Raw genomic sequence first — 15,344 nt, 5'->3', positions numbered from 1 at the left:
TGAAACATAACCAATATTTTAGACATACGTTGTGGGGGATTTTGCTATGGAAAACAAAAGATATCCGGAGCATTTGGTATTTGGATTAGACATCGGAACCAGAAGTATTGTTGGAACAGTAGGCTACAGGGAGAATAACAATAGTTTTATCGTAGTTGCCCAGTGTGTAAAGGAACATGAGACCCGTGCCATGATGGACGGTCAGATCCATGATATAACCAAAGTATCCGAAACAATAATGGAAGTGAAAAAGGAACTGGAGCAGCAGATAGGCAGAAGACTGACCGACGTATGTATAGCAGCGGCCGGACGGGTATTAAAGACAGTTACGGTGAATGCCGAATACGAATTTCCCAGTGAGACAGTTTTAAATGAAGAGCATATCCACTCCCTGGAACTGATTGGAGTGGAAAAAGCATATGATACCTTAAGGGAAGAAGTTAAGGAAGATAAGATTAATTTTTATTGTGTCGGCTATTCCGTTATACGCTATTATCTGAATGGTTACAATATGGCGAAATTAGAGGGACATAAAGCCAATAAAATCGGTACAGAATTACTGGCAACCTTTCTGCCGGATGAGGTCATTGATGGTCTGTATACAGCTGTAGAACGGGTTGGTCTGCAGGTTGCTAATCTTACCTTGGAACCGATTGCTGCCATTAATGTAGCGATTCCGGAAAAATTCCGGCTCCTCAACATTGCGATGATCGATGTTGGTGCCGGAACCTCGGATATATCCATTACCAAGGACGGCAGTATCATTGCCTACGGAATGATTCCCTATGCCGGTGATGAAATTACAGAAGCCATTGTTCAAAACTACCTGGTGGAGTTTAAAACCGCCGAAATCATGAAACTGGCATGTTTAAAAAAGAAGAAGGTTACCTATAAGGATATTATGGGGCTTAGCCATAAAGTTACTACCGAAGAGATTATAGAAGCAGTGTCCGGCGCGGTACATAAAATAACCAAAAGTGTAGCAGAAAAAATAATAGAACTGAATGGTAATAAATCTGTCAGTGCGGTTTTTGTAGTCGGAGGCGGCGGTAAAATACCAGGTTTTGTAACCAGTCTGGCAGAGTATTTGAATCTGCCCAAAGACCGGGTTGCTCTTAGGGGAGAAGAAGTGCTAGGTGAGGTTACCTTCCTTCAGGAAAACATCAAGAAAGATCCTCTGCTCGTAACCCCAATTGGTATCTGCCTGAATTTTTATGATCAGACTAATAACTTTATTTTTGTCAATGTAAACGGTGAACGTGTAAAACTATATGATAATAATAAGCTGACCATAGTAGATGCAGCCATACAGGTCGGTTTCCCGAATGAGAAGTTATTTCCAAGAAGAGGTAAGGCTATTAATTATACATTAAACGGCAATAAAAGGCTGGTTCGGGGAGAACTTGGTGAAGCTGCGGTAGTTAAGCTGAACGGAGAACTGGTTGGAATCAGCCATACGATTGTTCAAAATGATAAAATAGAGATAATAGAGTCTACCATTGGCGATGACGCAGTATTTGAGGTAAGACAGCTGCCAGAGTATAACGGAACCATATCCTTTCTCTTTAACGGACAGAATGTCATTTGTCCCAAATTTGTTATGGCTGACGGTAAATTGGTTTCGGAATTTTATAGCATACAGGACGGAGATGAAATTCAGATTCTGAATTATTATACACTGGAACAGGTGTTGGAATTTATGGATATCGAATTTAAAGGTACTATATGTGTTAATAATATACCGGCTAAAATGGATGAAAAGGTATATGAGAACTTTTCTATTCAGTGTATATTAAAAAACAGTCAGGCAGAAGACACAGACTACGGGGCAGATGAGAGTGAGGATATAGATTCTCTCTATTATGACTATGGTGACAGTGAAACAGATTTGGAAGGACGAATTGGTGCAGAGCCTGCAAGAACAGCAGAATTAAACGATATAACAGAGCATACGGAAACGAAGCGAGCAAATACAGCAGAGCAAGCAAATACAGCAGAGCAAACATATACAGCAGAGCGAACAAATACTGCAGAGCGTACAAAAACAACAGATCAAGTAAAAACGCCAGGATTAACAGATAAGCCAGAACTCGCAATAACAAATAAAAGTGCTGCCAACTTGCAAAATTCAGGGGCTTTTAATAATTCTTCGAATGCGTCGGATAAAGTTGGTACAAACAGCGAGATAAAGGATGTATATGTAATAATTAATAAAGAACCGATAAAGCTCTCCAATAAAGCAAAATATATATTTGTAGACATCTTTGATTTTTATCCCTTTGACCTGACCAAAGCCGGAGGTTCTGAGCTGGTAATTACGTTAAACGGTGAAAAAGCTGATTTTACGATGCCTCTGAATGAAAGAGATATAATAGAACTGTATTGGAAATAAATAAAGTATACCAATTATATCTGGAAATAAATTATAGATATAAACTGGTAATGGAAATAATTTTATATACCATTTATATCTGGCAATAAATTATAGATAAACTGGTAATAGAGATAATTTATATAGGAATTATATCTGGAGATAGATAAACTGGGACTCGTGATATTTTTATATACCAATTGCATCTGGAGATATAAAATATATAGGAGCAGTATTGGTGATTTTAATTATGAGAACCGTGCTTAGAGTAAATTATTATGTTGACAAATCTTCCGGAATAAGGGATACTTTTTCATGATATAAAGTTGAAAAAACAAGAACAGGTCAAAGGAGGTACTTATGAATTTATGCAGTATTGCAAGCGGCAGCAGCGGGAATTGTACCTTTGTAGGCAGTGAGCATACCAAGCTTTTAGTAGATGCCGGTATCAGCGGCAAAAAGATTGAAAATGGTCTGAATTGTATTGAAGTCTCACCGGAGGACATCCAGGGAATATTAATTACCCATGAACATGCCGATCATATCCAGGGTCTTGGAGTCCTTGCAAGGCGTTATCATACTCCTATTTACGGGACTGCCGAGACGATTAATTCCATTCTTAAAATGAATAATATCGGACGTATTTCTGAAGAATTATTACATTATGTAGTACCGGACCAGTCATTTCAGATCAATGACATTACAGTGGAGCCATTTTCAACCTCCCATGATGCTTCCAATCCGGTGTGCTATACCTTTGAGGCAAACGGACATAAAATAGGAATGGCAACAGACCTGGGAAAGTATGATGATTATATTATTTCAAAACTTACCGGTTCAGAGGTCTTACTATTGGAGGCTAACCATGATGTGAATATGCTGATGGTAGGCGGGTATCCTTATTACTTAAAACAGAGAATATTAGGAGACCGGGGGCATTTATCCAATGAGAATTCTGCAAGGTTACTCTGTAGGCTTTTTCATGAGAAATTACGATATATTACCCTTGCTCATTTAAGCAAAGAAAACAATTATGAAGAACTTGCTTATGAAACTGTTAAAGTAGAATTGAACCAGTTTATGGATGACAGGACTTCAGACTCCGTCCTAAGCGTCGCCAAACGGGATATGGTATCGGAAATGCTATCAACAGTTTAAATTTAACATAAGGTTGAAAGAAAATAACAAAACTGAAAGGTGCCACAATACCTTCTTTCAACTTTTATTCTGTGGCTGTGTCGCAGGAAACTTGCGATATACAAGGGTATTAAGTATGAAAAAAACGATTATAACCGTTGTCGGTAAAGACAGTGTTGGAATTATTGCAAAGGTTTGTACGTATTTAGCGAATAACAAAGTGAATATATTAGATATTACCCAGACGATTGTACAAGGATATTTTAATATGATGATGATTGTGGATGCCAATGAAGCAACTAAGAATTTCGAAGATCTTGCTACGGAATTAGAGCAGATTGGAGAAGAAATCGGTGTTATTATTAAAGCACAGCATGAGGATATTTTTAATAAAATGCACCGTCTGTAATTCTGCCTGTAATCAATTTGTATAACTTATTATAGTATTATATAGTTTTCAGTATATATTATAGACGGATATGACAGCCTGTGGAGATTATTTGCCACAGGTATTTCGTTAACAATCTAAAATCCAAGGGTCAGTGGATATTGAAACCAGGCAGATATTCGAAAGAGAGGTCAAAATGATAAATATTCATGAAGTTATTGAAACCAACAAAATGATCGAGCAGGAAAATCTGGATGTAAGAACGATTACATTAGGAATAAGCCTCCTCGATTGTGCGGATAATAATTTAGAAGAAGTCAATAAAAAAATATATGATAAAATCACTACTGTAGCAAAAGATCTAGTAGCGACGGGAAAGTCAATTGAAAGAGAATATGGTATCCCTATTGTAAACAAACGGATATCGGTAACCCCAATATCACTTGTTGGGGCAGCAGCCTGTAAAAGCCCGGAGGATTATGTTACCATTGCACAAACTCTTGACCGTGCGGCAAAAACAGTAGGTGTTAACTTTATTGGAGGTTATTCAGCCCTTGTATCCAAAGGAATGACCACCAGTGACCTGAATCTGATCAAATCAATTCCCAAAGCGCTTGCAATAACCGAAAGAGTGTGCAGCTCCGTAAACGTAGGTTCCACCAAAACTGGTATTGATATGGATGCAGTTAAGCTCTTAGGTGAAATCGTAATAGAAACAGCAAATCTGACAAAAGACAGAGACTCCCTTGGCTGTGCCAAATTAGTGGTATTTTGTAATGCTCCTGATGATAATCCTTTTATGGCAGGTGCATTTCACGGTATTACGGAAGGAGATGCCATTATTAATGTCGGGGTCAGTGGTCCGGGTGTTGTAAAGAAAGCACTGGAGAATGTAAGAGGAGCTGATTTTGGTACCTTGTGTGAAACCATTAAGACTACAGCCTTTAAGATAACCAGAGTAGGACAGCTGGTAGCCCAGGAAGCCTCTAGAAGGTTAAACATACCTTTTGGAATCATCGATTTATCTTTAGCGCCTACCCCGGCAGTTGGGGACAGTGTAGCGGAGATCTTCCAGGAAATCGGTCTGGAGCATGCAGGTGCACCCGGTACTACGGCAGCTCTTGCCCTATTAAATGATCAGGTTAAAAAGGGCGGTGTTATGGCTTCATCTTATGTAGGGGGCTTAAGCGGCGCGTTTATACCAGTCAGTGAAGACCAGGGTATGATCAATGCAGTTCAGGCTGGAGCGCTTACCTTAGAGAAACTGGAAGCCATGACCTGTGTTTGCTCCGTAGGTCTTGATATGATTGCGATTCCCGGTGATACAAAAGCTACTACCATATCTGGTATTATAGCCGATGAAATGGCAATTGGAATGATAAACCAAAAGACAACAGCGGTCCGTATCATCCCGGTTATCGGTAAAAAAGTAGGAGATATGGTGGAATTCGGTGGTCTCCTTGGATATGCACCGGTTATGCCGGTTAATCCCTTTAGTTGTGATGACTTTATTAACCGAGGGGGAAGGATACCTGCTCCGATTCATAGTTTTAAGAATTAATGTAAATATTCAATTAATTCGGGGGTAATCGGGTGTGACTTACGCCGGACTAAAGATAAGATATTATGCCAGGATGGCACGGAAGCGGAAATTATAACATGATGATTGAAAAGAAAATATAGGAATGAAATAATGTAATATTACGCTTCTTTCAAAGGTTAAAAAGAAAATATAGGAATGAAATAATGCCATATTACGCTTCTTTCAAAGGTTGAAAAGAAAATATAGGAATGAAAGGATGCCATATTACGCTTCTTTCAAAGATTGAAAAGAGAATATAGGAATGAAAGGATGCCGTACTTCGATTCTTTCAAAGGTTGAAAGAAAATATATGAATAGAAAGGATGCCACACTAGAATTCTTTCAACCGTGAGACTTGTTTCACATTTTTTGTGGCAGTATCGCAAGTAATTTTGCGATATGCAAGGGTATAAAACATGAATCAACAATTATTGGATATGGACTATAAGAAGGTATTTCATTTTTTTAGTGAAATTTCTGCAATACCAAGAGGTTCTAAAAATAATACGGCTATCAGCAATTACCTGGCTGAATTTGCAAAAAGCCATGGACTTCAATATGTTCAGGATGAATATGAGAATGTTGTTATCATCAAAGAAGCATCTTCCGGTTATGAGAATGCACCGGCTGTTATCCTTCAGGGACATATGGATATGGTTTGTGAAAAAACCAATGACTGTACCCACGATTTTTTGACAGAAGGAATTGAGCTTTTTGTGGAGGGGGATTATATCCACGCTGACCGCACTACACTTGGAGCAGATAACGGGATAGCTGTTGCATATGCCCTTGCCTTGTTAGAGGATACCACCTTAAGTCATCCAAGAATTGAAGTTGTAATTACAACAGATGAAGAGACTGGTATGGATGGCGCTATGGGTGTGGACGTATCCATTTTAAAGGGCAAATACATGATTAATGCCGACTCGGAAAATGAAGGAGTTTTATGGACCAGTTCCGCAGGTGGACTAACCAGTACCTGTGAGCTGCCAGTTAACCGTATTAGTGATAAAGGAGTTAAAATCAATATTGCTATTAGTGATTTACAGGGAGGTCATTCCGGTGCTGAAATCGATAAGAACAGAACCAATGCAACAAAGCTTATGGGAAGACTCTTATTTGAATTAAGGGAACAGGTTGGTTTCGGGCTGATTGATATGACGGGCGGTCAAAAGGATAATGCAATTCCCAGAGACTCCAGTGCAAATCTGTTTTTGCAGCCAGAGGATTTGGACGAATTTAACTTAAGATTTGAAGAACTGGTTAAAAAATATAAGACGGAATTAGTATCCAGTGAACCTCATCTGGAGATTGAGGCAACTAACTTAGGAGAAGGAGAATACCACTTTCTGCATCCGACGTCATTTGAAAAAGTATTATTCTTCTTACTAAATACTCCCAACGGAGTTCAGGTAATGAGTACCGATATTCCTGGACTGGTTGAAAGTTCCTTAAATCTGGGAGTATTTCGCATAGAAGAAGACAAAGCCATGTACTGTTTTTCTGTGCGCAGTTCTGTTAACAGCTATAAGCTGCATCTGACTGACAAGCTGCGATATATGGCGCAATTCTTAGGCGGCGAGTTCTTTGTAAGGGCACAGTACCCAGCCTGGGAATTTAAAAAAGAATCGGCATTAAGGGAACATTTAATTAAAGTATATAAAGAACAATACGGCAATGAACCGAAGTTAGAAGCTGTTCATGCCGGATTGGAATGTGGTTTCTTTGCAGAGAAAATACCCGGAGTTGATATTGTATCCCTAGGACCGGATATGCATGATATTCATACACCCAAGGAACGCCTCAGCATATCCTCCGCCATACGAGTATATAAATACCTGGAAAAGGTAATTGAAGGATTGAAATAAACATGAGCAGAAAGAAAATGTACCGTTTATTGGCATTTATCATATTTACCTTTACTTTACTTGGTGTTGTGGTAACTGTTGAATTTAACCGGTATACGAACCGTTTTGCAGAACAAGTGAATAGTGATCAAAGTACCAAAGATTTGACAAATACTCCAGATGCCGGCCAGAGCACAGGGGAGGATTTGAATTCGGGGAATTCTACGGATAATTCAGGGAATACCGGTGCTGAGGATGCTTCCGTGAATCCTGGTGGTAATACATCGGAAGATTCAAAGGATGATGATATACCATGGGAGAATATTGAATTACTATTTTCCGGTGATATCAATATGACGGATAATATTCTGAATACGTATAAAAAGCGTGGAATAGATGGTATCTTATCCAGGAATTTTCAAGAAGAGTTTAGAAACGCCGACCTTGCTATGGTAAACCAGGAGTTTGCCTTTACCGAAAGAGGCACCAAGGCAGAGAACAAGCAGTATACCTTCCGTGTAGCCCCTGAAAATGTTCAGATTTTTAAAGATATGCAGGTGGATGTGGTTTCTTTGGCTAACAATCATTCTATGGATTTTGGTATTGAGGGCTTAACCGATTCCTTTGCTGCATTAAACAGTGCCGGTATACAGTATGCAGGTGCCGGAAATAACTTAACAGAGGCCAGAGAAATCAAGTATTTCAATATAAAAGGAAAGAAGATTGCCTGTCTTGGTGCCTCCAGGGTAATTCCGGAACCTACCTGGAATGCATATGCCAATAAACCAGGTATGTTAACGACCTATGACCCGACGTACCTGGTTGAAGATATTAAAACTGCCAGGACTCAAAGTGATTTTGTCGTAGTATATGTCCACTGGGGGCTTGAAAAACACGATACGCCAGAGGAATACCAGCGTAATCTGGCAAAACAGTACATAGATGCAGGGGCGGACCTGGTAGTGGGAAGCCATCCCCATGTACTGCAGGGAATCGAATATTATAATGGAAAACCAATTGTTTACAGCCTGGGTAACTTTATGTTTTATAGTAACATTAAGCAGACGGCTTTACTTAAGGTTTCCATAAACGAGCAGAATGAAGGCAGTATACGGCTGATACCGGGAAGAGCTGTGGAATCCCTTACCGGTGAACTTGTAAAAGCTGAAGAGATACAAAAGTTTTATGAATATATGACGGGTATATCCTTTGGTATTCAGTTTAACAACGATGGTACGGTAATTCATTAAGAAATAATATAACCCAGCTTACACAATAAATGCTGTGCCAAAATAGTAGACGCTGTCCCTTAACATAATAGATCCTGATAACACAATAGACCTTGTGATAGCGCGATAGACCTTGTGATAGCACGATAGACCTTGTGATAACACGATAGACCTTGTGATAACACAATAAGAATACTCTATATACTATAATAGTAGTCCGTAAACGGAAATGATGATAATTAAACATTTTCGTTTATTGGACTATTATTAGTTAAACAGAAATAAATTTACATTTCGTTAAAAAAAATTTTACATTCTAATCTAACCATGCTATAATATTCCATACCAGTATTTGGAATCGAACTGAAATAGTAAATACAGGAGTCAGAATATGAAAAAGCAGGAAATGGATAATCCAGAGGAATTACAGGATTCAACGACTGATAAAGCTGGGAACGGCGAAGTATCCGAAGAGCAATATGATTTTACGAAGTGGGTGGATGAACTTGTGAAAGACGAGCCTATAGAGAAGGAAATCGTTATAAGCAATGAAGAAGAATTTATAGAAGGTCTTAATGAAGATTTAAGCAGACAGATTACAAACGAGTTGGACATGCAGAATAAGACGGGCACAGGCAGAGAGAAAAAGAAGTTTCCCCGTTTTATAAAAGTGGCTCTTATAAGTTTTGTCACTATTTTATGTGTATGTTTTGTCTTATTATTAACACCTTTTGGAAGAAATTTTCTGTGGCAGGCAGCTACGGATTATGCATACAGTAAAATGAATTATGATGAAGGGGTGAATGTAGCTACCCAGGAAGTAACGGATGATGTGGAGGAAACGAAGCAGCCCGCTCAGGTTACAGATACACCGGTTTTGTGGGACCAGAGCCAGTCAGAGGATAGTGCCAGAATCGAAAATGGTGTAACCAATATCCTTCTTTTAGGAGAAGAAGCAATCGATTCCGGCGGCGGACGGGGACGTACGGATATCATGATGATTGCTACCATGAATACCAAGGATAAAACATTTAAATTGACCTCTTTGATGAGGGATATGCTAGTTCAGATACCTGGTAATAAAGATAATAAATTAAATGCTGCCTACGAAATCGGCGGTGTTCCTTTGCTATATAAGACCATCGAGTTAAACTTTGGAATCAAACTGGATGGCTATGTTTTGGTGGGTTTTGACGATTTTGAAAAGGTAATTGATAAACTTGGCGGGGTTAAGATAACATTAACCAGAACGGAAGCCAATTATCTGAATACGACAAATTATATATCAAAACCGGAATACAGGAATGTTGTGGAAGGCATGCAGATTCTAAAGGGTAATCAGGCCCTTGGTTACTGCAGGGTTCGATATGTAGCCACCGGAGATGACCAGATCAATGATTTTGGCAGAACATCCAGGCAGCGGATTGTATTAAATGCTATCTTTGAACAGTATAAATCAAAGAGCCTGCCCGAACTGGTCTTATTGTTAAATGATATTCTGCCACTGATCACTACTGACATTAAACCGGACGATTTTGAAACTTATTTAAGGACGGCCATGAATATGGGAATGTCTGAGATACAGAACATGCGTATACCGGCAGATCATACGTTTGAAGAAGGTTATGTTCGTAAAATGTCGGTGTTAATACCAAATTTGCAGGAAAATACCAAGATACTGCATGATTTTATATTCGGCAGTGAAAATCAATTAAATAAATGATAGAATAAAGTCAATACGAAAAGATCAGCTGTTTAAGAATATTCTTAAACGACCGGTCTTTTTTTATGTTACATACGAGGAAAGTTCTCTGTACTATCCTGTAAAATCAAAGCACCTGTACAGGAAACCCATGACCTTCAAGAGGAGAATATCACGGATGTGTAGAATCTGGCGAGCCAGCCTCCAGTACTTTCACAGAATATTCTTATGAAATTCACGGCATATTCTTTCTGGTAATAAGCATATCTTCTTTTCCCATACATATAATAATAAGGACGTGCCAAACTTTAAAATTGGAGAAAGCAATGCCTTATCTGAAAAGAAACCGTGTTTATAACAGCAGAGTTTATAAAAGTCACAGATCCTATAAAAACCCCAGAACCTATAAAAGCACCAGGACCTATAAAAGCCCCAGAACTTATAAAAGCAGCAATAACAAAGCCATAACTCTAAAACTTTTGCGGTTTTACAGTGTTCTGCTGATGATAACCCTGACTATTACAGGGATTACTTTAAACCGCCTTGAGCTGGATCTAATAATTCAGGATGTAAAAGCGGAAGGAATTGATTATGATGCTTTCCGAGAAATGATGATACCTGTTAATCTGATAAAAACGGTAAAAGATAAATATAGTAAGGAACTTACAAGAAAGGAAGTTACAAACGAAGAACTTACAAGCAAAGAACCTAATCCAGCTGACTATATAACAGTTTCTATGTTATTAAATGAATATAATTTAAAAAATGCTAAAACTTTACGCAAAAGCAATATGAATTACTTGATTAAGAATCTGTCACAGAACCCAAGCTTTACCGAGTTAAGCAGGTATTATAAAGCAATATTGGCGGATATCAAATGTTATCCGGTTATCCCAGATAAAGTGGGAAAGCTTAATATTACATTTACCGACACCTGGAATGAATATCGAAGTTATGGCGGTAACCGAAGACATGAGGGTACGGATTTAATGTCCGCAGAGAATATTAGGGGAGATTATCCGGTGGTCAGTATGACGGATGGAACGGTGGAGAAAAAGGGTTGGCTGGAGCAGGGAGGTTACCGGATTGGAATTAGAGGTACATACGGAGCTTACTTTTATTATGCTCATTTAGAATCCTACGCACCGGAGCTTCAGGTAGGAGATACCATTAAGGCAGGACAGTTATTAGGTTATATGGGAGACAGCGGATACGGGAGTGAAGGAACGGTGGGAAAATTTGATGTACATCTCCATGTTGGGATTTATGTTGAAACGGATTTTGGGGAGTTAAGTGTCAACCCCTATCTGGTACTGCGGTATTTAGAGACTCTAAAATGATAAAATTATTTCCACAAATATGTAGGTATGTGGTATAATAATATGAATTGATTATTTGGGGGACAAGGAGTGAGGATGAATGGAAATACAATTATGGAGGGAAATACTGGATCCCTATTTCCTGGCAGTAGATGAATTAGTGGTTAAGTTTAATCATATTATAGAGGAATATCGTAAAATGGGAGATTATTCTCCCATTGAACAGGTAAACGGAAGAGTAAAAACTATCTCCAGTATTCTGGAAAAGGCTCAGAAAAAACAAATAGCCCTTGAAGATATCGAAGAAAAAGTAGAAGATATTGCAGGTATCCGTATTATCTGCCAGTTCGTGGAGGATATTCAGAAGGTCGTTGAAATTATAAAAAAAAGAACCGATATGCGCATAAAAAGTGAGAAAGATTATATCACTACAATGAAACCAAGCGGATACCGGAGCTTTCATTTGATTATATATTATAACGTGCAGACCTTAAAGGGCACCAAGGAACTTCAGGCAGAAATTCAGATTCGTACCCTGGCGATGAATTTCTGGTCTACCATTGAACATTCCCTGCAATATAAATACAAACAGAATATGCCAGAACACATCAGAGAAAGACTTACAAAAGCCGCTGATGCAGTTATTGCACTGGATCAGGAGATGTCTTTGGTAAGAGACGAGATTATGGATGCCCAGAATTCCTTTAAGATTAAAGCAAATATGGTGGCAGATATTCTAAACAATATACAGAACCTGTATAAAGTAGCCAATAAGCGGGAAGTTGTTAAAATACAGGATGAGTTCTTCCAGATTTATGAATCAGGGGATTTGGAACAGCTAGAACGATTTAATAGAGAACTGGATATTATATCGGAAGGATACCGTGCACAGAGCCTCCGATAAGGAAAGTAAGATGTAAGGAGATTATAATGACATTACCAAAGCAGTTTGAAGACCGGATGAAGGAACTATTAGGAGAAGAGTTTTTAGATTATACCGCGTGTTTTGAGAAAAAGCATTACAGCGGATTAAGGGTCAATACCCTTAAGATAACACCGGAGGAGTTTGAAAAAATCTGTCCCTATGAAATAAAGCGCATTCCCTGGATTGAAAATGGTTATTTTTTTGATGAAAAAGATCAGCCGGCAAAACACCCGTATTATTATGCCGGTTTATATTATATACAAGAACCCAGTGCCATGACCCCGGCAAGCCTGTTACCAGTAAACCCAGGAGATAAAGTCCTGGACTTGTGTGCTGCCCCGGGAGGTAAAAGCACCGAACTGGCCGCCAGACTAAAAGGAGAAGGCGTACTGATTGCCAATGATATCAGTAATTCCAGAGCGAAAGCCCTGCTTAAGAACATAGAATTGTTCGGAGTAAAGAATCCCGTTATAATCAGCGAAGCTCCTGGGAAGCTGGTTAACTATTTTGAAGGGTACTTTGATAAGATATTAGTAGATGCCCCCTGTTCCGGTGAAGGTATGTTCCGTAAAAGTCCTGCCATTATGAAAAATTGGGAACAGTATGGAGTAGGTTATTACAATAAACTTCAAAAAGAGATTATCCTAAGTGCCGCCAAAATGTTAAAACCTGGCGGCAGTATGCTCTATTCCACCTGTACGTTCTCACCGGAGGAAAATGAAGGTACCATAGCGTTTTTATTAGAACAATGCCCTGAATTTCATGTTGTTAATCCCCTGGAGGGCAAGGATAAGAATAAAGTTTCGTATGAAGGGTTCTCTTTTGGCAGACCGGAATGGGTAAACGGACCGGAAGAATTAAAGAATTGTATTCGGCTGTGGCCTCATAAGATTCAGGGAGAAGGTCATTTTATAACCTTACTTAAAAAAGATGGATCAGAAGAAGGACAAGCCTTCTTCACAGAGAACAAAGAGAAGATAACCTTATCCGATGAAGCTGTGGACTTTCTTAAAAAAATAGGGCTGCACGAGGAGATAAAGCATATCAGCTTACGAGAGGACAAGCTTTACTTGATGCCGAAAGAATTACCTAACCTGAAAGGGTTACGCATTATGAGAATGGGACTTTTTCTTGGAGAAATGAAAAAGAACAGGTTTGAACCCAGTCAGGCCCTTGCCTGTGCTTTAAAGAGAGAGGACTATAACCTTGTTATAGATTTAACGGCGGCTGATCCTGATACCATAAAATATTTAAAATGTGAAACCCTTGATATAAAGGGTGAGTATCAGGAAGGACTGAACCTGCTATGTGTAGACGGATTTCCGTTAGGATGGGGTAAACTAGCAGCAGGAGTACTGAAAAATAAATATCTGCCCGGCTGGCGCTGGATGTAGTAGGACAGAAAGGAAAATCAATATGGGTGCACTGGTTCGCTTGGATAAATACCTTGCAGATATGGGAGCAGGTACGAGAAGTGAGGTAAAGGAATATATCAGAAAAGGAAGGATAACGGTTGGTGGTAAAGTGGTAAAACAACCGGATCTTAAGCTTGATATCTCACAGGCAGAAGTGTATTTTGACAGCCGCTGTATTGAGTACGAAGCGTTGGAATATTATATGCTTAATAAGCCGGCTGGAGTAGTTTCTGCAACAACCGACAAGCATTGTAAGACAGTCGTAGAATTAATCGAAACTGGTAAAAATAAAGATTTATTTCCGGTAGGAAGACTGGATAAAGACACGGAAGGACTGTTACTTATCACAAATGACGGAGATTTGGCACACCGTTTACTGTCCCCTAAAAAACATGTACCAAAGACCTATTACGCCCATATAAAAGGCAAGGTAGATGAGGAGGATGTTATCGTGTTCCATTCAGGAATTAAACTCGAGGATGATTTTACAACCCTGCCTGCCAGGTTAGTTATTAAAAAAGCGGGTGAAGTTTCAGAAGTTGAAGTAACTATTTATGAAGGTAAATTCCATCAGGTTAAGCGGATGTTTGAGGCAGTAGGAAAAGAGGTACTTTATCTGAAACGGTTAAGTATGGGTGACTTAGTATTGGATGAGAACCTTATCCTTGGAGGATACAGAAAGCTGACAGAAGAGGAATTAAATAGATTAAAAGGATAGGATAAAGCATGAATAAAATATTTGATAACGTGAAAGCGGTTATCTTTGATCTGGATGGTACCCTGGTAGATTCTATGTGGATGTGGCGAGATATCGATATTGAATTCCTTGGAAAATACGGAATTGAGCTCCCGGAGAATCTGCAAAGTGAAATAGAAGGAATGAGTTTTTCGGAAACTGCGGTATATTTTAAGAATCGTTTTAAATTAACTCAGTCCCTTGAGGCTATAAAAGAGGAATGGAACCAAATGGCCTGGGATAAATATATGACAAGTGTTCCGTTAAAAGAGGGGACCTTGGAATTACTCCGGTTCTTAAAAGATAATAATATAAAAGCAGGCATTGCCACCAGTAATTCCAGGGAATTAGTGGAACTGGTAATTGAAAAACATAAGGTGAATGGATATTTCCACTCCATCCGTACTTCCTGTGAGGTGGAAAAGGGAAAACCCTCACCGGACATATATCAATTAGTTGCCAAGGATTTAGAGATGGCTGCTAAGGATTGCCTGGTGTTTGAAGATGTAATACAAGGTATTATGGCAGGCAAAAATGCAGGAATGAAGGTGTGTGCGGTATATGATTCCTATTCCAGTGATGTTACGGATAAAAAACAGGAACTGGCGGATTATTATATTGAGTCATTTAAGGAATTATTTAATTGATAAGTTTCATAGAACCAGTACATTGGTTTCTGGTTAACTTGACTGA

General features: G+C 38.9%; 12 protein-coding genes. All 12 read left to right on the top strand.

Annotated features, from left to right (window positions below):
• The first annotated feature begins 46 nt into the window (after window positions 1-46).
• Window positions 47-2,392: a cell division FtsA domain-containing protein gene (locus QA584_RS15090; protein WP_278269872.1), complete on the top strand. Its 2,346-nt coding sequence runs from the start codon at window positions 47-49 to the stop codon at window positions 2,390-2,392.
• 339 nt (window positions 2,393-2,731) lie between these two features.
• A complete protein-coding gene (locus tag QA584_RS15085) occupies window positions 2,732-3,529 on the top strand; it encodes an MBL fold metallo-hydrolase (protein WP_278269871.1) in 798 nt (265 codons plus the stop codon).
• A gap of 115 nt (window positions 3,530-3,644) precedes the next feature.
• Window positions 3,645-3,917 (top strand): ACT domain-containing protein, encoded by a 273-nt coding sequence (locus tag QA584_RS15080; protein WP_278269870.1) that lies wholly within the window; start codon window positions 3,645-3,647, stop codon window positions 3,915-3,917.
• A 175-nt stretch (window positions 3,918-4,092) separates the two neighbouring features.
• Entirely contained in the window at window positions 4,093-5,457 is a 1,365-nt protein-coding gene (locus QA584_RS15075; RefSeq protein WP_278269869.1) for a PFL family protein, read from the top strand.
• Window positions 5,458-5,894: 437 nt separating this feature from the next.
• On the top strand, window positions 5,895-7,346 hold the full coding sequence (locus tag QA584_RS15070; RefSeq protein ID WP_278269868.1) for an aminoacyl-histidine dipeptidase: 1,452 nt from the start codon (window positions 5,895-5,897) through the stop codon (window positions 7,344-7,346).
• A 2-nt stretch (window positions 7,347-7,348) separates the two neighbouring features.
• Complete coding sequence (locus tag QA584_RS15065; RefSeq protein WP_278269867.1) at window positions 7,349-8,575, top strand: CapA family protein; 1,227 nt, start codon at window positions 7,349-7,351, stop codon at window positions 8,573-8,575.
• 370 nt (window positions 8,576-8,945) lie between these two features.
• Window positions 8,946-10,277, top strand: coding sequence for an LCP family protein (locus tag QA584_RS15060; protein ID WP_278269866.1), 1,332 nt, complete (start codon window positions 8,946-8,948; stop codon window positions 10,275-10,277).
• 305 nt (window positions 10,278-10,582) lie between these two features.
• On the top strand, window positions 10,583-11,596 hold the full coding sequence (locus QA584_RS15055) for a M23 family metallopeptidase (RefSeq protein ID WP_278269865.1): 1,014 nt from the start codon (window positions 10,583-10,585) through the stop codon (window positions 11,594-11,596).
• A 79-nt stretch (window positions 11,597-11,675) separates the two neighbouring features.
• Entirely contained in the window at window positions 11,676-12,479 is an 804-nt protein-coding gene (locus QA584_RS15050; RefSeq protein ID WP_278269864.1) for a GTP pyrophosphokinase, read from the top strand.
• A gap of 26 nt (window positions 12,480-12,505) precedes the next feature.
• Entirely contained in the window at window positions 12,506-13,894 is a 1,389-nt protein-coding gene (locus tag QA584_RS15045; protein ID WP_278269863.1) for an RsmF rRNA methyltransferase first C-terminal domain-containing protein, read from the top strand.
• A 22-nt stretch (window positions 13,895-13,916) separates the two neighbouring features.
• Window positions 13,917-14,633, top strand: a complete 717-nt coding sequence (locus tag QA584_RS15040) for a pseudouridine synthase (RefSeq protein WP_278269862.1) — start codon at window positions 13,917-13,919, stop codon at window positions 14,631-14,633.
• Window positions 14,634-14,650: 17 nt separating this feature from the next.
• Window positions 14,651-15,298 carry an HAD family hydrolase gene (locus tag QA584_RS15035; protein ID WP_278275183.1) on the top strand — a complete coding sequence of 216 codons (648 nt, stop codon included), beginning with the start codon at window positions 14,651-14,653 and terminating at the stop codon, window positions 15,296-15,298.
• The last annotated feature ends 46 nt before the right edge of the window (window positions 15,299-15,344 follow it).

Origin of the sequence: Anaerocolumna sp. AGMB13025 (assembly GCF_029689925.1) — a bacterium.
Classification (GTDB): Bacteria; Bacillota; Clostridia; order Lachnospirales; family Lachnospiraceae; genus Anaerocolumna.
The sequence above is the reverse complement of the archived record's forward strand: the minus strand, read 5'-3'. Positions and strand labels throughout refer to the sequence as shown.